This window comes from Bacillus sp. SW14 (assembly GCF_047608225.1).
In the GTDB taxonomy this organism is placed as follows: domain Bacteria; phylum Bacillota; class Bacilli; order Bacillales; family Bacillaceae; genus Bacillus; species Bacillus subtilis_G.
In genome coordinates this window covers 2,048,592-2,068,304 of record NZ_JBLKRW010000001.1, presented here as the reverse complement: position 1 = coordinate 2,068,304, position 19,713 = coordinate 2,048,592, and the positions used below count along the sequence as shown (strand labels likewise).

Annotated in this window: 21 protein-coding genes and 1 pseudogene; 1 reads left to right on the top strand and 21 read right to left on the bottom strand. The window is 34.7% G+C overall.

Annotated features, from left to right (window positions below; translation table 11 throughout):
- Window positions 1-38 precede the first annotated feature (38 nt).
- The 3 genes from ACMX2I_RS10910 to ACMX2I_RS10900 are packed head-to-tail and all read right to left on the bottom strand — an operon-like array spanning window position 39 to window position 2,034.
- Window positions 39-980, bottom strand: coding sequence for a DNA cytosine methyltransferase (locus ACMX2I_RS10910; RefSeq protein WP_414956934.1), 942 nt, complete (start codon window positions 978-980; stop codon window positions 39-41).
- 46 nt (window positions 981-1,026) lie between these two features.
- Complete coding sequence (locus ACMX2I_RS10905) at window positions 1,027-1,737, bottom strand: methyltransferase domain-containing protein (protein ID WP_414958323.1); 711 nt, start codon at window positions 1,735-1,737, stop codon at window positions 1,027-1,029.
- A gap of 30 nt (window positions 1,738-1,767) precedes the next feature.
- Entirely contained in the window at window positions 1,768-2,034 is a 267-nt protein-coding gene (locus tag ACMX2I_RS10900) for a hypothetical protein (RefSeq protein WP_414956933.1), read from the bottom strand.
- A gap of 115 nt (window positions 2,035-2,149) precedes the next feature.
- On the opposite strand from ACMX2I_RS10900, the gene ACMX2I_RS10895 reads away from it, so the two are divergent.
- Window positions 2,150-2,494: a hypothetical protein gene (locus ACMX2I_RS10895; protein ID WP_414956932.1), complete on the top strand. Its 345-nt coding sequence runs from the start codon at window positions 2,150-2,152 to the stop codon at window positions 2,492-2,494.
- A 39-nt stretch (window positions 2,495-2,533) separates the two neighbouring features.
- Here the strand turns inward: ACMX2I_RS10895 and ACMX2I_RS10890 are convergent, their stop codons facing one another.
- The 18 genes and pseudogenes from ACMX2I_RS10890 to pghZ form a co-directional block, all read right to left on the bottom strand.
- On the bottom strand, window positions 2,534-3,031 hold the full coding sequence (locus ACMX2I_RS10890; protein WP_326145023.1) for a hypothetical protein: 498 nt from the start codon (window positions 3,029-3,031) through the stop codon (window positions 2,534-2,536).
- Window positions 3,031-3,186 carry a hypothetical protein gene (locus ACMX2I_RS10885; protein WP_010331040.1) on the bottom strand — a complete coding sequence of 52 codons (156 nt, stop codon included), beginning with the start codon at window positions 3,184-3,186 and terminating at the stop codon, window positions 3,031-3,033. The genes ACMX2I_RS10890 and ACMX2I_RS10885 overlap by 1 nt, the downstream gene beginning before the upstream one ends.
- Window positions 3,179-3,394 (bottom strand): YorP family protein, encoded by a 216-nt coding sequence (locus tag ACMX2I_RS10880; protein ID WP_019712328.1) that lies wholly within the window; start codon window positions 3,392-3,394, stop codon window positions 3,179-3,181. Before ACMX2I_RS10880 ends, ACMX2I_RS10885 begins: the two co-directional genes overlap by 8 nt.
- Before the next feature lie 32 nt (window positions 3,395-3,426).
- Window positions 3,427-3,624 carry a hypothetical protein gene (locus ACMX2I_RS10875; protein ID WP_160243793.1) on the bottom strand — a complete coding sequence of 66 codons (198 nt, stop codon included), beginning with the start codon at window positions 3,622-3,624 and terminating at the stop codon, window positions 3,427-3,429.
- Window positions 3,625-3,660: 36 nt separating this feature from the next.
- Window positions 3,661-3,819: a hypothetical protein gene (locus ACMX2I_RS10870; RefSeq protein WP_041352033.1), complete on the bottom strand. Its 159-nt coding sequence runs from the start codon at window positions 3,817-3,819 to the stop codon at window positions 3,661-3,663.
- A 108-nt stretch (window positions 3,820-3,927) separates the two neighbouring features.
- Entirely contained in the window at window positions 3,928-4,644 is a 717-nt protein-coding gene (locus ACMX2I_RS10865) for a 3D domain-containing protein (RefSeq protein WP_414958322.1), read from the bottom strand.
- A 28-nt stretch (window positions 4,645-4,672) separates the two neighbouring features.
- Window positions 4,673-8,602: a PHP domain-containing protein gene (locus ACMX2I_RS10860; RefSeq protein WP_414956931.1), complete on the bottom strand. Its 3,930-nt coding sequence runs from the start codon at window positions 8,600-8,602 to the stop codon at window positions 4,673-4,675.
- 12 nt (window positions 8,603-8,614) lie between these two features.
- The gene (gene recJ, locus ACMX2I_RS10855; protein WP_414956930.1) at window positions 8,615-10,345 is read right to left on the bottom strand and encodes a single-stranded-DNA-specific exonuclease RecJ; all 1,731 of its coding nucleotides are present in this window, start codon (window positions 10,343-10,345) and stop codon (window positions 8,615-8,617) included.
- Window positions 10,345-11,481: a hypothetical protein gene (locus ACMX2I_RS10850; protein WP_219144933.1), complete on the bottom strand. Its 1,137-nt coding sequence runs from the start codon at window positions 11,479-11,481 to the stop codon at window positions 10,345-10,347. The genes recJ and ACMX2I_RS10850 overlap by 1 nt, the downstream gene beginning before the upstream one ends.
- A gap of 15 nt (window positions 11,482-11,496) precedes the next feature.
- Complete coding sequence (locus ACMX2I_RS10845; RefSeq protein WP_414956929.1) at window positions 11,497-13,011, bottom strand: replicative DNA helicase; 1,515 nt, start codon at window positions 13,009-13,011, stop codon at window positions 11,497-11,499.
- 14 nt (window positions 13,012-13,025) lie between these two features.
- Window positions 13,026-13,496 carry a hypothetical protein gene (locus ACMX2I_RS10840; protein WP_414956928.1) on the bottom strand — a complete coding sequence of 157 codons (471 nt, stop codon included), beginning with the start codon at window positions 13,494-13,496 and terminating at the stop codon, window positions 13,026-13,028.
- A gap of 42 nt (window positions 13,497-13,538) precedes the next feature.
- Window positions 13,539-14,510: an ATP-binding protein gene (locus ACMX2I_RS10835; RefSeq protein WP_414956927.1), complete on the bottom strand. Its 972-nt coding sequence runs from the start codon at window positions 14,508-14,510 to the stop codon at window positions 13,539-13,541.
- A gap of 82 nt (window positions 14,511-14,592) precedes the next feature.
- Window positions 14,593-15,507, bottom strand: a complete 915-nt coding sequence (locus ACMX2I_RS10830) for a hypothetical protein (protein WP_414956926.1) — start codon at window positions 15,505-15,507, stop codon at window positions 14,593-14,595.
- Between the two features lie 22 nt (window positions 15,508-15,529).
- Window positions 15,530-15,901, bottom strand: coding sequence for a hypothetical protein (locus ACMX2I_RS10825; protein WP_414956925.1), 372 nt, complete (start codon window positions 15,899-15,901; stop codon window positions 15,530-15,532).
- Window positions 15,902-16,206: 305 nt separating this feature from the next.
- A complete protein-coding gene (locus ACMX2I_RS10820; protein WP_414956924.1) occupies window positions 16,207-16,587 on the bottom strand; it encodes a hypothetical protein in 381 nt (126 codons plus the stop codon).
- Between the two features lie 71 nt (window positions 16,588-16,658).
- The gene (locus ACMX2I_RS10815; RefSeq protein WP_414956923.1) at window positions 16,659-16,952 is read right to left on the bottom strand and encodes a hypothetical protein; all 294 of its coding nucleotides are present in this window, start codon (window positions 16,950-16,952) and stop codon (window positions 16,659-16,661) included.
- 86 nt (window positions 16,953-17,038) lie between these two features.
- On the bottom strand, window positions 17,039-18,799 hold the full coding sequence (locus tag ACMX2I_RS10810) for a right-handed parallel beta-helix repeat-containing protein (protein WP_414956922.1): 1,761 nt from the start codon (window positions 18,797-18,799) through the stop codon (window positions 17,039-17,041).
- Window positions 18,796-19,621, bottom strand: a pseudogene (gene pghZ, locus ACMX2I_RS10805) (gamma-polyglutamate hydrolase PghZ). Before pghZ ends, ACMX2I_RS10810 begins: the two are co-directional and overlap by 4 nt.
- Between the last annotated feature and the right edge of the window lie 92 nt (window positions 19,622-19,713).

Sequence of the window (19,713 nt, the reverse complement as noted above, 5' to 3'; positions counted from 1 at the left end):
TCCTCTTATTTTGCATTTGTATAAAAGACAAATTTTATTTAGTTTTTGAAATTTAGTGCTTTCTCTACCTGGATTCCTAATTTATATGCAATTAGAGATGGAATACCGCTGCATCTCTCGTATTGCTTGTCTAGTTTTATACTGTCATCAAAATAAAACCAGTCTGGGACAGATTGTATTCTTAAGCACTCTCTAACTGTAAATCTCCTTGGTGGATCGCAATCATAATCATCAATTTTTCTAATATCGTAATTTGAAGGGCTGGGATGTAAAGGCAGTTGTCTTGCAGTAGCTACTATGGTAAAACTCGGTTCATCCCATTGTCTTTGTCTGTTTCTTGATAAGTATCTTGATGAGAATCCCCCATTGTAATATGTATTGTGATTTTTAATTCCATTGTCTTTATGAGGAGTGGGAAGATCTCCAATAGCATCTTTTAATGTCTTTCTTTCTGAGTATGGAACTTTTTCAGGAAACTCGAATTTTCCTTCTACATCATTCCTTATACCAACTATAAATACTCTTTCCCTTTCCTGAGGAACTCCGTAATCATAACAATTCATCAGTTTCCATTGCACTGTATACCCAATGTCAGAAAAACTAGTGATAAGCCATTCAAAGAACTTTTCATGCTTTTTATATGTCATCCCTTTTACGTTCTCAACTATGAAAGCTTTCGGTTTCTTTTCTCTGATCAGCCTATAGAAATGTGCTCCAAGGTCTCCATTTTTTAAATCTAACTCTCCTCTTCCTGACCCTGCCTCACTAAATGGAGTACAAGGGAAACCACCTACAATAAGATCGGCATCCATGATATCACTGCCAGTAAGTTTTCTTACATCTGCTAATCGTGCATGATTTCCTATGTTCTGATTGTATGTGTCAACTGCATATTTTTTATTGTCAATTGCATCAACAATAGTGTAACCTGCTTGTTTTAGACCGACTGCGCCTACTCCAGCCCCACAGAATAAATCCACTACTGTTAATCCATTATTTTGTCTCTTGTTTATTTCAACTTCCTCCTTATTTTACCGCTATAATCCCAACGAAATTGCACCATTTAAAAAACACATCAGTATCCTTAAAACCAGCTTGGTGTAACATTTTTAAATTTTCATTCAAAGATAAAGGCTTCAAAATACCTCTTATTGCTCTAGATTTATCCATGACTTGTTTTTCATTCAGACCGTTTTCTATTTTTTTCTCGTGATAAAGCTCAATCCACATCTCATTGAAGAACGGATTATTGCCTTTAATTTTCTCAACAATTATGTATGCCGAACCTTCATTTAATCCGCGATAGACTTTATCCAGAAGAACGTTTCTTTTATGTATGGAAATAAACTGATTTGTTAAAATTGACGTTACTAAACTAGCATTCTTTATTTCAAATGAATCATCTAGTATGTCACCTTCAATTATGTTGGCATCAATATTATTCTTATCCATATTGACTTTAGCTTGTTCAACCATCTCTTTAGAACTGTCAATGCCAATTAAGTTGAACAGCTTATTTGGAGATGACCTTTCTATATTTTTTAAAAACTCGCCCGTTGAAGTACCGATGTCATAAACATTTGTATAATCTTCAATAAACCACTGACTTGTTGAGGATATGAGCTTATGTATTTCATCATATAAAGGAACATGTTCTCTTACATGTGAGTCAAAGGTTTTTGTCACGTCTTGATCAAATTTCCAGCCAGAAACCAACAATATAACAACTCCATATATTTTATTTTTACTCTAAATAAAATTGATCATTTATTCAGTCTGTACAAAATATCCAATGTACCCTGGCTCTTTGGGTTTTAATTCGCCCCAAATATTTTTATTCTTATCTACTATTTGAAGCTTGAATTTATTGTCTACACTCTTCTCAACTAACTCTAATTCATATTCATCAATATATTTTTGAGCTTCATTTTCATTAAATGACCAAGCTGCCATGTCTTCTAATAAACGGTGTAATTGTAAGGACATTTTTCTACGCAATTCCAGTGTTTGATTTCTAAATTTTAATTTAAGCAACCCTTCTCCACCCTTTCTGATAAATAATCAGTTTCACAAACACTTCACACATTTCAAATATTTAACATGCTAGACTAGAGTTGTAATCACAATCAAAACCTAGGGGGTAATTCTTATGAAAAAATTTTACAAAGGATTGATTGTTTCTGCTTTATCCCTTACAACACTAGCTCTCCCTGCATTCACATCACAAGCTTCTGCTCTTGAACCTATTAAATCTAACCAAGTTGTACAACAAGGGGATCCTATAGCTACAGTTGACTACCATATGCTAAGGAATTCTAATGTCTCCCTGTTAAAAGGTTATACACGTTGGGAAATAGTATCTGGCAGCAACCTAATTAGCATTAGTTCAAGTGGTATTGTATCTTCTTATTCATCACTAGGCACAGCAGTAGTTTACGCATATGACATTAATGACAATTATGTTATTTATAAAATTACTGTCGAAGCACGTTAGTTTACTAGGGAGTGTTAGTTCACTCCTTCCTTTTTTGTTTTACTCAAATAATTGAATCAAATCCTCTACAATCTCATCGCTGCCCCATTGTTCAGTATCCCATGAATATGTATGTAATCCAGCACTGCTCATAACTTCTCTGTATAACTCCAAAATTGAATCGATGTCTTTTCCTTCTATATACTCATCTCCCCGAACGCTTAACCGTTCCTTAATAATGTTTTGATCAGCATGTAAGTATACAACCTTAGCTTTCACTTTAATTTTATCCTCAATAAATCTAAGCTGGTGCTCTGTAAGGATCGAATAATCTTTGAAATTCTTTGCATAAACCAAGTTAGAATAAACAAACCGGTCGATAATCACATTGTCTTCATCAGCTAATTTGTTGAAGTGTTCAAATAATTTCTCATTTCCACTTGTGGCCAACTCAAAGCTTGAACCTTTGATAATTGGATACTTCAGTTCTTTGCTTAGCTTTGCTGCAACTGTTGATTTAAAGCAGCAATCAGGCCCCTCCAAGATAATTAATGCCATTAATCCTCCACCTTTCTTATTTTATGAAATCCAACAACCTGGTAAGTGCCATCAGGATACTTTACTTCTACCTGGTTGTATCGATAATCAACTTTCGCAACAGCTCCAATCTCGTCTGTAAAATCAACAATTACCTTTTGACCTTTTTTAAACATAAGTTAAACCTCCCTTTAGTGGTGTTAATTCATGTTCTTTAAAGTAAGTAATGTCACCTGTTTCATCACTAACTGCATAGTCATATGTAGCTGAATGTAAATGCTCGATAATCTTTCCTTTTCTCCCCACATGATGTGGGCATCCATATCGTGCATTATTGTTAATTTCTACAGCTAGCCCAACAGGATAACTCCAGTATTTAGGCAATTTAATACCACCTCCCCTCAATAAAAAACCTCTTAATCTTCTATTACTATTCTAGAAACCTGTTTTTCATTAAACCCAAGGGACGACAAGAACCTCTTAAAATCATCTAACAACAATCCAGGGATTTCCCCTTTATGTTCTTCAATAATCGACGGTTTATAAGTCTTATTTAATTTGGTTACCTGTCCATATTCGTCTGTAAATGACATTTCAATTTGAATACACTTCAATTATCTCACCCTATTTTTTAATTTTGTCTTGAAATTTTAACTACTTGTTGCCATAACAACATCATCAAAACTCCTTTCATCATAAGTTCCATCATAATAACAAAGTTCCACTGTCTTTGTTTCGGGATAGATCGCTTCAATAACCCCGCACTCCCCAGTTGATTTGACCTTAGCCTCTTTATCTAAAATGAACATTCTCTTCACTCTCTCTATGTAATAGTTTTCCTTGGGATATATTTCATGTTATGTATTGCATCGAACGAATTGTTGAAATGTTTATACCTTTCAGTCATTTGGATCGATTTACCAGCTGACTCTGACAGTTTTACGACCAAATGCGTTTGCTTCTTTTTCGCTATCCATCAGAATATCAATACGATTGTTTTTAATGTCCCCTCCTGTATCTATTGCATATGCTTGAAAGCTATTTCCTTCATATGAAACTTGCACTAATGAATACAAAGGAATTACTTCTGGATCAACAGCAATTATTCTTTTTCCATTGTAATAGGATGTGTTTGATACATCGTAGCCGGTTCTTGTTTTCCCTGTGCACCCTGTAGAGCAAAACGCTGTATAAGCAGTAGCAACAACTTCATGACTCTTCATTGCCTTTGCATTTGTACTTTTTGAAACTGCTTTATCAACATCTCTCTTCGTATTGTTTTTTTGCACTTTTTTTGTTTTTGTATGTTTTGCTGCTTTTTTATTTTCTTCTGTTAGATATGTAATCATCGCATTAAGATACTTTTTTCTACTTTCAGCCTGCTTTTCTTCCTCACTCTTTAGCCTGGGAAGGATTCTTGGAACGTCCATTTCATGAATAAGTTTTTGCCTCACCTCTTTTTTATTTAAATAAAATGACTCTTTTATTAAGACTTGACTATCTTGATGTGTATACAAGTTTTTAGCGCTATATACGAGCCCTACTCCTAACAAACCAATTGTAGCAAAAAGTGTCATTTCGTTAATTCTATCATATACATATTTTTTGTGTTTGTCTATAAGTTTTTTGAAAATTTTCATCTCTCCTATCATCAGTTAAGATTTATATTTCTGCCCTTTTAGTTGTCAAACTCATATTTCCTTCATTATCAACATTGTCTATTCTGCAGACAGTGTGATTATATATACTATCTTTATAGACTTTCGGAATGAAATTGTTACCTCTTCTGAAACCAGTAAACATGAGCAATGTTCCTCTGGTATACCAAGATTTCTCGACCACCTCTTTCTTTCCGCCGCCAATGGATCTAGAAATCTGTTTATTGTAATGGCTAAAGCTGCCTGACCACTGTTTAACTGTAACCACCCCTGTAGGTGTTAGAAGAGTAATTGTATGTTTGTTTTTATCCCTATCTAAAACAGTACCTATAATCCGTGTAGTCTCATATTCATAGAGAGTTTTCCCTCTCCATTGATAAGGTTTACCTTTAACCGGCTCTTCTGGCAGTTTATAAAAGTCAGCAATATCATACTTGGCAAAGTTAGCTCCAGAAAGCTCATGGTCATTATAATAATAGCTCAATGAATCCATTTCCCACTTACCTAATGATCCATCGGCATATTTTTCCCACTCTTTTATTAATAAACAATCATTCAGTTTCTTCAGTGGCTCTTCTGTTGTTATCCAGTCTTTGATTTTGGACATTTTGCTGTCATATTCTTTTTTAAACACTCTTTCTGATACAACTAGCTGTCCATTAATCATGTCAACAATTCCGCTCTCGCTAAAATGCTGATTGTAAAAGTTGGATGACATATCATCTAATAAGAAAAGCCTGTCTTTTGGAGATTTCACTGTCTTGTATACCTTTTTACTAATGTAATCTTTGAAACGAAAGAATCTAATTTCTAAAGCATATTCTTGGGGAACAATATCATTTTCAATTAGCATTTTTAAATTTGATAAAGTAAGTTTGGTTTTAGGCTCAGATATCTGTCCAATAAAAGATTTCATTATTTCTTGTCTATTACCGAAAGAGTCAAAACAACCGCCTTTTATTAGTTGGATTACTTGTCCCTTTTTAAGGATACGACTTCTAAACATTCTTTCCATGAAGTCGTTAAAGTCACTGTATGGCCTATTTGCAATTAACTGATGAACAACATCGTCTCCGATTCCATTCATTCCTTTTAACCCAAATACAATAGAATTACTATCTATATCTGCTTTAAAACCAAAATTTGCATTATTAATATCAGGTAAATCAACTTTGATTCCTCTTTTTCTAATATTCCCTATAGCTGCGGCCACTTTCCCATAGTTTGTGGCGGCTGATTTTTTAGTAGCCTGATCTTCTTCGCTTTCAATACCACCGCTATTTACAGTTAGACACGCTGTACTCCAATACAATGGGTTGTATTTATAGTTAAGGTTTAATTCTTGAAGAGCGATAATAGAGTATGCAAGTGTATGAAGAGTGCTGAACGAGTATCCGAATTGTCTTTTAAATTGGACATCCCAAACATATTTCAACATGTTTTCAGATGTTCCTAAGCTTCGCCCTTTCTCAAAAAACATTTTCTTTATCTCATCAATCATTTTTTTGATTTTTTTGGCTATCCCTTTTCTTAGCTTATTAGACTCTTCAATACTAAATCCAGCAATTTCTTTATCCATGGATAGCATCATAACTGATTCCTGTGTATCTGCTATCCCGTATAAACCTTCTTCTGGTTTATATAGATGTTTTTTTAGTACATCTATTTCTTTTGAGCTTAAATTGTGATTTCTCATTTCTTGATACCATTGGTTGATGTCTTTTTTAAATCTTACATATGTATCTACAAGTTGTTCTTCTCCTTCTGACATCAGTCTCATTAAAGAATTCGTTACAGCTGTTTCCAATAAATTTTTCGGCTTAACTTTAACAACGGATTGGTTGCCCACTTCTGTATCAAACTGAAACAAATCCATTATTTCTCCTTCGCCAGCCATTTCCCATATTCTCTTAGAGTTATACTCCAAAGTATCTGGATGCAGATACTTATTATAAGTTCTTTTTAAAGTTCCTTGAGATTGTATTTGATTGTCTTCAATAAGCTGATCTAAAGCTACTCGAATTTTATCTAAGCCTTCAATAGTCAACAGATCATATTTAACTGAACCCATTGCTTCACTGTCGCCCATATTGAACTGTGTGATATATGCTCCTTTTGGTGTCCTCATCATTGCGTTTGATTTGGTATATTCATCATTGAATATTAGAACACCAGCTGCATGAGAAGATCGTTTGTTAGTTAAACCTTCAATTTTAAGACAGGTTTCTTTCAAATTAGGAAATCCCTCAACCTCTCTAATAAATTCCTTAATAGGCTTTCTTCCTAATTCTTCATTGCCAAAGAAGCAATCGGAGAGAGTCCAGTTGGCTCCCCTTTCAAATGGAATCATTCCACTTAAATATTGAGAAATATCGTTATCAATCCCTAAACCTCTGCAAGCAGTTTGAAGTGCAGATTTAGATTTCTCAGTTCCAAAAGTGCAAATCTGCAGTACTCTTTTTTCTCCAAACTTGTCCCTTAATGCTTTCAGGATTCTTGGACGCTTAGATCCTTCAGTATCAATATCGATATCCGGCAAATCTGGTCTCGATTTATGTATGTGGCGCCAATGAGGAAGGTTGTACTCCATTGGGTTAATTTGCGTAATGTCTAACAAGTAATTTACTAAGAAACCTGCAGCGCTCCCCCTTGCTGCTCCAACTAAGCTGTCTCCTCCACATTCATCATCCCAAATTGTATTGATGATTTCTCGGACGGTAACATAATAAGATGACATAGCCTGTTTTAGCTTCTCACTAATTTCCCATAGCTCACCCAATTCTAAATCAATCCGTTTTAAAATTGAGTGCAACTCTTTTTTAGACATATCCTTTTTCATTAACTTTGTCTTAAAACCATCTTCAATTAGCTTTAACAAATACCTGTCCTGTTCTTCATCAGATTCTGCCATTAATTTTATATATTTATATTTCTCATAAGCCGGCTTGAACAAATGGGATAATTCAAACTCAGGTAAAGCCATTTTTGGAATAATTGGTTCGTGCTCAATAGTATAGTCTTCAATCATCTCTCCTATTAGCAATGTGTTTTCAATGGCCTCATTGATGATCTCTTTGTCCATGTAGTTCATTCTCTCATGAATTTCATCAACATTCTGAACAAAACATGCCTCATAAAAAGAGTCGACTTCTCTCTCTCCATCCTTGGCGTTTAAAAAGGCTTGATGAATTGCCCTATCTTCCGGTCTAAGAAAGTGTGCATCAGTTGTGACAATCATTTGCAAGTCATACCCGTTGGCTATATCTATCAGCTTCTTGTTACAGTAAATCTGTTCTTCACTCAGTGCAGGTTGAAGCTCGATAAAAAACTTATCCTTCCCAAAAACCTCTATACACCAAGTTATAAACTCATGAATCTTTAGTTTGTGCTGCTTAATTGACTGAGAATCACCAGTTTCTTCAAAAGCCTTTATCTTTAACAGGTGAATGTTTACCTCAGACCCCAAGCAAGCTGTGGTAGCAATGATGTGGCCTGGATCTTTACTTAATAGCTCCTCTACATCCTTTTTTACTGTCGGCACTCTTTCCATTGTTCCTGTATAAAATGAGTTTTCCCAGGCTTGAGAAGACAGTATTCTTAACTGCTCATGTCCTTTTGGATCAATTGCCAACATCAAGAAATGCGGAAATTTTGTCACTCCCGATTTATAGTTATCTCGAACTTCCTCTAAAGAATCGACTAGGTACGCTTCATTGCCCAATATCAGTTTAAAATCTTCTGGCATATCCCCCTTCTTTTTCATTTCTCTAACTGTTCGAATAGCATCTAAATGTGCTGAGAGGACTTCATGGTCTGTTATGGCCAATCCCTTATATTCCATCTTTACTGCAGTTTTGAGCAGTTCTTTAACTGAGTTTGTTGAGTCTAGAAGCCTTATGTTACTCCTATCTGTGTGACAGTGACATCCTATCAACTTTTCTCCCCCTTAAAACACAAGTTCTTTTTGTTTTGTGCGAACCACCTCCAATTCATAAATCTCGATTTGAGGTGTTTTCTTGCCTTTGTATTCATTTGCCTTTGCTTTGCCAATTACATTAATGACTAACGTTCCATTTGATGCAGTAAGCTGATTAAAGTAATTCTCATCACTTTTAAACCTTATGTATTCAATATCGCCATGCTTAAATTTAACAGTTGTCTTATTCTTTTTCCCTAAATGCTCAATTTGTTCGACTTCAATTTCAAGATCCGTTATAGCTATTAAGGGTTCTTCAACTTTGTAACCCCAATAGTCTTTGTAACCATCAAGTTGAAGGATAAATTCTTTTCTCAATCGTTTTGCTGGGATCTCAAAATCAACATTCTGAATATCTTCTTCGATATTTATGTCTTTAAATTTTTCATTCAGCACTTTGTTCACCAGGATTAAGTTCTGTCGTTTAATTGCAAAGCCAGCTGCATTTGGGTGACCTTCAACAAACTCAAATAATCCAGTATCTATAAGCTCTTTCTTAAAATCCTTTATAAACCCTTTATCATATCCTCGTATAGAGCCACTCAAGATATCTTTACCTTTTTCGGGATCGTTTCTGGCTAACAAGACCGGCTTTTTATATTCTTCTGCAAGCTGATTGGCCACCAGTCCAGTTAGGCTTTTATCTAGAATTCCTTCAATGTAAACAATCAGTACTTTATTCGCTGTTAAACTTTTCTCCTCTATTCTATTTTTAATTTCAGCTCCAGCTGCATCTGCAATCCGTTTCTGCTTTGCTTTTAGATTTCCTAGAATCCTAACTGTGTCATCATGTATTGACACAAGCTCAGTTTCACTTTGTCCACGTTTTTTGTAGGGTACCTTTTCTTTAGAAAGGAGGAATGCTCTCATCATTTGATCTTTTTCTTCACTGCTTCCAACCCTAATGGCAGCGTTAATTAAAGGGTTAATAAAGAACTGTGTATTCTGTATGCTCTTGTCACCCTTGGTTGAAAACTCTTGCTTCTTAAACAGTTTCTTTAATAATGGATGTTTTATTTTCTTCAAGCCTTCATTCATAAAATACCTGGTTTCAAGGTTTCTTGAATCAGCCGAATCAGCAATGTTACCAATAGATACAAGGTCTAAGAATTGTTCGGCTTCATTTTTATTTAGCTTTTCATCAATTGCCTGGCAAAATTTATAGGCCATTCCTGCACCTGTCAGAGTTTTATTCGAATAATTAGGCGAAAGTTGATTATTTACTACGATCGCATGTTCAGACACTCGTTCACATTCATGGTGATCAATAACAATTATTTCTGTGCCTCTCTTATTAAGAGCCTCATGTTCCTCAAATTGACTTGAACCTGCATCTGGGATTATGACTAAGTCAACATCATCAGGAATTGTATCAATAAAAATCCCATGCTCTTTCCCATCTTGAATTCTGTAGTGTATATTAGCTTTCGGACAAATCTTCTTTATGTAATTTATAATGATTGAGCTGGATGTGTATCCATCAACATCACTGTCTACCTGAACAAACAATTTATTTTTATTATTTAAATGCCTGATAAGACAATCTGCAGCTTTATCAATATTATTAAGCTTTGAATGATGAATAACTGAATTGTGATCAACATTAACAAACAACTTTGGATCTTCTATGCCTCTATTTTTTAAGATAGTAGCTAAAGGATCGAAATTATAATCATTGTCGCCAATTAGTCTATACTCCATTAAACTCCCCCTTCATCTGTGCCAATCTCAATTTTCCTTCTCATTAGCTCCTCTAGAGTTTCCTTTCCCTTGTCAGCTGGGCTGTCCTTGTAATCCAGTAAGCCTTCATAATCCCACAAAACATACACACGAACATAAGGAGTAAATTTTGCTGCGAGCTTTAGAATTTTCTTCTGATATTCAACCAATTTTTCTTGATATTTCTCCTCTGTCTCATGTTCTTTTGGTGGTCGGTATTTATCAAGAGCAATAAAAACTTCTTCAACACCAAGAGACAATAAAATGTCACGGTGAAAATTAGAAATATTACTTGAACAAACAGCACAGGTGAAGTTTGATTCACCGTAAAAGTCTTGGCATTTTAATACTGATTTTTCTGATTCGAAAATCAATACTTTCTTGAACCTTTCTATCGAATTTTTTGTTTTATGTAATCCATATAGATTCATCATTGTTTGGTGGTTATATAAGATATTGCCAACTTTTAAAGGCATATATTTATAGCCTGCATCAACTTCTTCTTTAATCATTGAGCGCCTACGTATACCAATCAACCTATTATTTAAATCTCGATGGGGAATGGTAATCCCTTCTGTATGTGGTCTAAAATAGTACCCAATCTCAAACTCTTTTAATGTCTTATGACTTATTCCCTCACCTAGCCACAATTGGTGAGGATAAGGCACAAACACATCTAGAACAGTTTCATTAAAGCTGGGGAGCTCAATATGTATTTTTTTCTTCTTTTTGAACTTCCCCATCCATTCCCAGTCATCAATCAAATCATTGTTTATGTATGTCTCTCTATTCCCGAATCCAAATGTTCTTCCTGCTATTTTGGCAACATATTCGATAGCCTGGTTAAAAGAAATATTAATTCCTTTTTGGCTTTTTGCTCTTATAACAAGTTCAAATACATCAAAATTATCTCCACACTCTGTATAACAGTGAAACTGTTTTGCTTCATGATAGTAATACAGCTTATAACTTCCACCAGCAGCATTGTGACAAACGGTTCTGTAGATTGGATTTCCTTGTTGATCCCACTGATTGTTCTCACTACCTAAATCTTTTAAAATCTTATGTATATCCTCAATGGTCAGGCTTTCTTTTACTCTGTCTTTATCATACTTCAAAGGGCGCTACACCCCTCATCCTGCTTTTATATTCAATTTCTCAACTGTGATTAGTTCATTGTCAAGATTTGTTGTGAAACAGTCCTTTATCCGCATGTTGCCCATATTGATATAAGAGAAGACTTTAACTTTGTCATACTCATTTCCCCTATTTTTAAATACATGTGTAACAAAATTTGGCTCTGTATAAAATCCTTCTTTTAAAATTGGATCAATTGCATCCTTCTCTTTTTTACTTAAAGGAAGAATAATCATTGCAGCATCTGTTTTATCTGCGATAGCCTTACTTCCTCTCAAATAAGAAGCATCTATTACTTGTCCTTTTAACCATGCTTCTTTCCAATCACCATTCAACTGAGTTGCGCTCATCATATAGACATCATATTTGTTACATAAGCCCTTTAACTTATCCGACATAAGCAAAAGAATTTGGTCTTCCCTTAAATTGACCCCACTTTTTTTGCTCATCTCTGAAAAAATGGTTACTGATGAGTGTATATAATCGAAATAAACGTACTCTACATTGTTTTTAATGACGTTCTTTTCAATGGTTCTTTCAATCTCCTGAACATTAAAATCAGGCAGATGTTCAAACCATATGTTAGACTCCTGAAGAACTTTAGCAGCCTTACGCACAAGTTGTTTTTCTTGTTCATTGATTGTGTTTCTAAGGATTTTTTTCTCTTCTACACCACTAATGTAGGCAAGTGCTAAGCTTTGCAATTCTTCGGCCATCATTTCTGTTGAAATAACCGTAGAACTTTCACTCCATGGGTTTGATACCCATTCCTTCTTTTTAGGATCATAAAGTTCGGTTGCACTTAAGCGACAAGCGTCAGCGACCATGTTTCTTGTTTTACCGCCACCTGTAATACTTGAGCGCAGATAGAACTTTTTCTTCCGTGATCCCCGAAAAATTGAAGTAAGCATTTCGCTATTTAATGGAACTCCAATATCCGGCGACTCTTCGAATGAATCCAATAATTCATTAATACCTTCTCCACCCTGGATTCCCACACTTTCAGATGAAGTTCTGAATTTTTCTTTTATGTCTACAATCTTCATTTCATAAGCTGCTAAAATCTCATCAATCGACTTCTTATCAAACTGTTCTTGCATCTTTTCCTGTTCTTTTGGGTCAATCAGAGATTCATCATATATTTCCTTAATATCGAATCCCAATCCATCCATTTCTCTAAGCAGACTAAACTTTTTTAATCTTTTATAGTGGTAATCAAAGTTTTCGACAACTGCCAACTCTTGAATTCTTTCTATATATTCATGACCGTTATTATCATGGAAAATTTTATACTGAATATCGTAATCCTTTAGATATCCATCTATTTCAACCTCATTCAATACTTCAGTTCCTTGATGAAATAGATTGCTCATAGCAAAAAACAATATTGAATGAAACCTTGAAGGAAAATCATCCGAAGTTATCTTATATTTATTGCTCTCTGACAAGATTGTGGGATCTTTTAGAATACTCCCTAAAACTTGAATTATTGCCTGTTTGTCTTGTAGCAAATGGACTCTCCTTCCTATAGCGTTGAGATATCAACTAGCCCTCTTTTCTTTCTCATTCCTTTTTTTATGACCAAAGTAATTTCTTCTCTTTTATGATTCTTTGGGTCTTCAGCTGATTTTCGGATGGCTTTTTGTCTAATGTAATGCCGCTTTGCTTCATCATAAACAAATGGAACGATTCCAATGCCATCTCCTTCTCTGGGTTGATTGTCCAAAGTTTCATAAAAGTATCTAAGCGCTAGTTCAATGCCTTTAAGCTTATACCCATATTCCTCTTGATACTCTTTAATTTGTTTCAACATCATGCCAGTTGGAGATGTAAGACCATATAAATTGCATATGTATTGAATTAACTCTTTTCTGCGATCTGCTTCTTGCTTCCAGGTATTGAAACACTTTTCATGGTAATATCTTTTTTTATAAGGAATGGCTGAGTCTTTGTCTAACTTGGTCTCGCAATATGGACATTTAACTTGTCTCCCCAAATAATCACTCCTAATAAGGAGGAGAGAATAATCCCTCCTCTTTTATTCAGCTAGAAGGTCTTTTAGATCATCTAGAATTACAGACATAACACCTACTTGCTTACGGCTGCACTCAGTAACTTTTACACCCTTACCTAAATGTTTTTCTGTAATCTCATTAACTTCTTCTAAACGACCTTCTTCATTAAGCTTCATGCCAATTTCTTTAATTTGATCCATTAATGAGTTGAAATCAAGTTCTTCTGAAGCGTTGTTTTGTTTTTGCTCTTCGTAAGTAACAGCAACAATTCCTTCTTCTTGCTCCTGTCTTTCGACTGCCTCAATAATTGCTTTTTCTAAGTTTTCTGCAGTAAATTCAGGAAGGTATGTGTCAATGTAATCAAATCTGCTACGAGCAAAATGTTTTTCAGTTTCAGCCAACCAGGCGCTTGATTTGATTACCTTTCTATCTTCATCAACACCATTAGAACTTAGATAGAGAACAATATCACTGTTATCAATTACTGGAGCTAAAACTCGTTTATCTCCCTTTGGATGTATTTTACCTTTTTTGTCTTCAGCAGCATGAGCAATAAAGATAACCGTAAATCCTACGCCAATTAATTTATTGATTTCTTCCCATACTTCAGTTTCATACTCTTTCCAAAGGCCAAACCCATCATTACCATCTTTAATCCGTTCTACATCATATTGCTCGCAGACATATCTAGTCGCATATTTAGCAAAAGCGTCTACTTCATCAACAATGATTGTCTGATACATCTCTTTGGCCTTTTCAGCATTTTTGGTTAACTGCTTGTTTACTTTTTTAAAATCAGCCCAACTATTGATAGGCATGAATTGGACACCGGCAATGGCATTTAATCCTTTTTCGAATGGCAGATATAACGGTTTCTTCATCCGAGTGCTTTGCTTAGTTTTACCTAAGTTGTTAGAACCGTAGATTGTAATAACTTTTCCTTCTAATCCTTTTGCTACTACAGAAACTTGTGGGTTGAAAATATTGATTGCCATTTCAGTTCTCCTTTTATTTTGAATTTGTCGGGTGAGTCGGAGCTCACCCCAGTTATGTATTAGATTAATGATCTATTATATTTTAGAAAGGGAGATCATCATCTGAAATTTCAACCGGCTTTGAAGGCTTGTTATTAGGAGCACTTCCACCAAAGCCAGATTTTTTATTGCTTTCATTGCTGCTTTCGTTCTTAAGTCCTTCTAGATAAGTCTCTCTTTCAGTCAATGCTTTTTTAATTACTTCTGGATTAAAAGCATTTTTACTATCTTCATCATAAGGATCGTTCCCACCTGTAACTAGATACTCTCTTTTTGTAATGGAGGTGATTTCTTTTTTGTCTTCTCCAAATGCAGCAGTTTTGGTTGTTACTTTTTGTTCTTTATAATTAATAATCTTTCCGAAGACATTAACCGTAGATCCTTTTTCATAATTGTTTTCAACATATTGAGAACCTTCTTTAGTCACTACAAAAGTAAAAGGAATGACTTTCCCGCCATACAAAGGGATATAACCATTTAAATTAACTCTTCCTGTTTCTTCTCCTTTTACTTTTTCTTCAGTTACATTTTTAACAAATAGTTCAACATCAAATTCAGCTTTAGGATTAAATTCTTCATTAGCGTCTAGTCTGTTTACAAAGTTGGTGGTTAACTGTGGGTACGCCTTTAAAATCCCTTGAGAGTAATATTCATTTAATCCAATCTTTCCTTGGGTGATTCGCACTTTATCAGCTTGTTCTCTCCCATGTTCTGCAATGGACTTATAATCACTTATGATTGTTTGGTACCCTTTTGCAATAGCATTATCTGTACCATCAGCTTTCTTATATTTTGAAAAACCTTTAACAGTATGTACTTCGTTAGGTGCAACCTCAATATCTAATTCAATATTTAGTCCATTTCCATTTTTCCACTCAGTGTGTCTTACTTCTGCCAGAGTTCCTTCTAGTGTTACAACGTTTGATGCTTCACGTAAAACTGTTTTGTTTTCTGTCATATATTTTTATCATCCTCTATTTTTATTTTTGTCTATTGTGATTTTTCTTTGAATATGTAATTTTGCTAAACTTGCAGTCTTTAATTCCAAGTTCTTTGCTGAGTTCTATATACCTTCTTTTTGGGAACTTCCAATCAGTTTGGGCAGAAAAGCATCCTGACTTATTTACAATTTCAAATACCTGCTTTTTTCTGTTAACTTTGATTATCATATTTCCGTAAGCGTACTCTGTGCAAAATAAACGTTTTTTAACTCGCTCAGGATGAGTTTCTTTGACAAGTGAGACATTCCTTATCATCTTTAACAGTGCCTGATCAGGAGTAATTGTCTCGTTGTCTTTAACGTTTTCTCTGTAATAACTTAATGCTTTCTCTGTTATCCCAAGTACCTCCAAGTAATTCGCCTCCTTCCCTTTAACTTGATTTTATTATATACATATTTTTTATCTTTGTCTACATGTTTTATAAACTTTTATATTTTTTGTTCATTTACAATCTTTCTAATTCGAATAAAATTATCATTTTATTGAGTATAAGTGTCAAAGAGCCACACAATGGCAGCTCCTAGAGTTGATCAGCCTCCGACTCTAACTTCCATATTAGCTCATCCCCCAATAATATTAATCACTTTTTAACCCCCAAAACCATTTTAATACTCTCCCTTAGGATTAAAGAGAATTATATCATGGATTTATAATATTTAAACAATTTCACTCCATAGCCACATATCCATTGTTTGCAATGTAAATCCATCAGGTAGGTTCTTCATTTCCACATTAACATTGAACCTCTTGCCGGTTGTTTTATGTACAATAGCCAGTTCTTCTCCATTAAAAAAACGTACTATAGCCTCATCAAATGCAATTGGTTGATTAACCACGTATCCCTCTTTTAATGCTCTGATAAACAAATAAGGATCATTTTTATACAGCTCATAAAGAATGTTCGCATATTGTTCGTTCTTGTCTCTAAGTAGTTCAAAATTAATCAATGGTATGTATAAGTCTTTGTCTGATAAATTTAATTTATTTCTAAAGTATTTAATTGCTTCATCTTGCTCTTTAGAAATTATGTTTGGCATTCAGTTGGCCCCTTTATTCGTTATTTATTAACGGGCTAGTCTAAGTCTAAACTAGCCCATCTTGACTCTAATTAAAATTCCACCAGACCATCGTCCTTAACCCCTTCAGCTATTAAACTATAAGCAGCCAGAAGATGCTCTTTGATTTTCTCTTTTGTTTCTTCCCCGAAAGCATCAAAACCAATTTTAACATCGTTTGAGTAATTAATTTTCCTATTCCCTACTTGAACTACATTTTCCTTTTTAATTTCAGCAATAAAATACTCATTAGCGAGAGTTTTTCCTAAATACTCCCCTGTGAATGGATCATAATCATCAAAAACCTCATACCGTATTTCTCCGATTCTAAGCTTCTGCTCACTCATACTCTCATCCCCTGTTTTGTAATTTTTGGTACTGTTAAATTATATACCAAATCACAAAAGGGAACAAGCGTTCTTATTTGTGCTTTTTATTTATAATCGATTACTGTATCATCTAATGCTAATCTAGGTGTGCCGCTGTCGTATGTATTATGTATTAAAGTTGTACTGAAAGCATTAAACGTTGCATATGGATGCGAAAGAATTCTTGAACCAATACCTTGAACATCATTCCTAATTAAACGAACCTTTTTTGTCCCGTTTAAATATATCCCATAGCCTTGATCTGAATCTCTGTTAAACATGATTTCATTTCCTCTAACCATATGCTCAGAACCGCCTATTAAGTGGATCGCAATGATTGCCTTGCAATTATATATCTGGTTATCACTTATTCTGATATTGTACATATCAGCTGCTCCCATAATTGCAACATTTCTTGGTTCAAATATCTCATTCCTTGTCAGGAAGACTTCTGAATCTTTATCCCAATATACTCCGTAACCTTTTCCACTTAATAAGAAATCATTCTGCTTAATTCTGATGGATTGAGACCTTTCACAATATAGACCTCCATATAGATTGGAAAACTTATTGTTTATAAAGGTGATATCATTAGAATCCATCACTTTAATCGCATATGCTGAAGTTGTACCTTTCCCTTTATTATTGCTTACTTTAATATCTGATGAATTTCTCACCTGGATCTGAATACAATCGCTGTTCTGTATTCTGTTGTTTGAAATGGAAACATCTTCGGCCATATGTGTTGCTATTGCACAATTTGAAGCGTTCTTTACGGTATTATTATCAATCGATACCCCTTTCCCTCTAATCATCATGCCTATTTTAAACCCTTGAATATTGTTATCAGTTATTTGAATTCTGTTGCCAGTCTCAGTGCTCGAAACGCCTACAGAGTCTATTCCATACTCCTTAGACTCCCCTTCATTTATTATCTTGTTACCCTTAATACTCACATCTGTACTGTAGCCATATGAAATAACATTGTCACAGTAGTTATCTTTGATGGAAACTTTACCGCTTGTATGAGCAGTAACCGAACCACGTCGATTTTTTCTAAACCTGCAATCAGAGATTGTTAACTCATAAGGATGATCATACTTTCTTCCGTTTTCTCCGTAGCCCTCTAAATCAATACCTAGTTGAGGGCCAATTGTATCTCCTCCAGCTTCCTCTATATCACAATCTTCAACCAATAATCCTTCACAACCGTTAGTAGCTAAATTGTTCCGTCTCCCTCTTTTCAGTTCGCATTTTCTTACGGTCACACTTTTGGAAGGTGTATAAATCATCCCTGGATAATTCATCATTCCGTGTGCTGCAATCCAAATGTTGTCTCCAATACAATCTGAGATTTTAACATTTTCAATCAAAACATTTTTGCTCCCATGAACGTGTATTCCAAATCCCCATTCATGTGTTTTTCTATCGGTATCATTTAGAGAATAATCATGTTGATATCGGTCGCCTATAATACGACCTCCTCTAATTATTACGTTCTCTGCAAGCCCAATATAAAAACAAGCATAGCCTTGATACCCATTAGGATTAACTTGAAATACTGCTTGTGGATCTAAAAGAAGCTCCATATTGGATGGGATTTTAATTCCCCCGCCAATTTCAGGATTTCGTTGATTTAATGCATTTACTGAATCAATAATAAAATTCCCTTTTGGAATTTCCACAATAGGGAAATTATTTTTTGATGCGTATAAAAGAGCCTCATTAAACCCTTTAGTTGTTTCATTTGGATTCGAGTTAAAGGCATTTATTCCCCACTGATCAAAGTCAACATAGTATCGTAAGGTATTATTAGACAATGTCATGGTGCTACACCGGCCATACAATACACATTTTCATTAATGAATTTAGTTAGAACAGCAATATAGTCATAAAAAACTTGATTCTGCGTTCCATTGCGTCCAGCCAGTGTAAAAGTATTAAACATTTCTCTTCGTTGTTCAGTGCTTATTTCAAGTTGAATACTCATACCAGTGCTATTTTTATTAGCAATGTTCTGCTCATTTGTGCCAGCTAAACGGGAATCTTCAGACAGCAATTCTGCAGAAAAGCCTGCATCGGTAAGTAATGATGTAATCTTTGCTGCTTTTTCTCTGTCTGTCCCACCAACTAAAGTGTGTTTCTTACTTGATGCATACCCATGAATTGAGATTGTTAAATCATGCTTACTCAATAAATCTAAAGCTTGAGGTTCATCAAAATTCGTACTTGTAATATGCAACTCAGAAGCTCCTGGTATTCCTTAAAAATTCAAATAGATAGGCAGAGTAAGACTTACTTAATTCTCTTGCAAGCTCACTAGTCCCTCCTTCAATACCTCCACTATGGGGAGCCAGAATAAGCACTCTCCTGTCAACATCGGTAGTTAGAATGTTATAGCTCAAAGGTGACTCATTTTCTTTCAACTCTTCAAAATTACTATACTTATCTGCAGCTAGAACTGAACTGGGATTACATAACGCAAACAATGAAGTAGCTAGGATTGGAAAAGACTTCTTGTCTGTGATATACTTATATAGCTTCGTAACCTTGCGAAGTGTCAGGTAGAGAAGGTTAGGCCCGCCAAAGCTCGCCTTCTCTGCCCCCTTAACCTCTTTTTCTTCTATTCTGTTTTTAAACTTCAACAATTAACAACTCTCCTTATATAATTTTATTTTTATTCTTTATTTTCATCTTATAAGCAATCACATTAGTACCACCCCCTTATCTGAATAAAAAA

Coding starts and splice junctions, on each gene's coding strand:
- ACMX2I_RS10820 (WP_414956924.1), bottom strand. CDS start 16,587: ATGCCAAACATAATTTCTAAAGAGCAAGATGAAGCAATTAAATACTTT.
- ACMX2I_RS10815 (WP_414956923.1), bottom strand. CDS start 16,952: ATGAGTGAGCAGAAGCTTAGAATCGGAGAAATACGGTATGAGGTTTTT.
- ACMX2I_RS10810 (WP_414956922.1), bottom strand. CDS start 18,799: ATGACATTGTCTAATAATACCTTACGATACTATGTTGACTTTGATCAG.
- ACMX2I_RS10890 (WP_326145023.1), bottom strand. CDS start 3,031: ATGGCATTAATTATCTTGGAGGGGCCTGATTGCTGCTTTAAATCAACA.
- ACMX2I_RS10830 (WP_414956926.1), bottom strand. CDS start 15,507: ATGACAGAAAACAAAACAGTTTTACGTGAAGCATCAAACGTTGTAACA.
- ACMX2I_RS10885 (WP_010331040.1), bottom strand. CDS start 3,186: ATGTTTAAAAAAGGTCAAAAGGTAATTGTTGATTTTACAGACGAGATT.
- ACMX2I_RS10870 (WP_041352033.1), bottom strand. CDS start 3,819: ATGTTCATTTTAGATAAAGAGGCTAAGGTCAAATCAACTGGGGAGTGC.
- recJ (WP_414956930.1), bottom strand. CDS start 10,345: ATGGAGTATAGACTAATTGGCGACAATGATTATAATTTCGATCCTTTA.
- ACMX2I_RS10835 (WP_414956927.1), bottom strand. CDS start 14,510: ATGGCAATCAATATTTTCAACCCACAAGTTTCTGTAGTAGCAAAAGGA.
- ACMX2I_RS10895 (WP_414956932.1), top strand. CDS start 2,150: ATGAAAAAATTTTACAAAGGATTGATTGTTTCTGCTTTATCCCTTACA.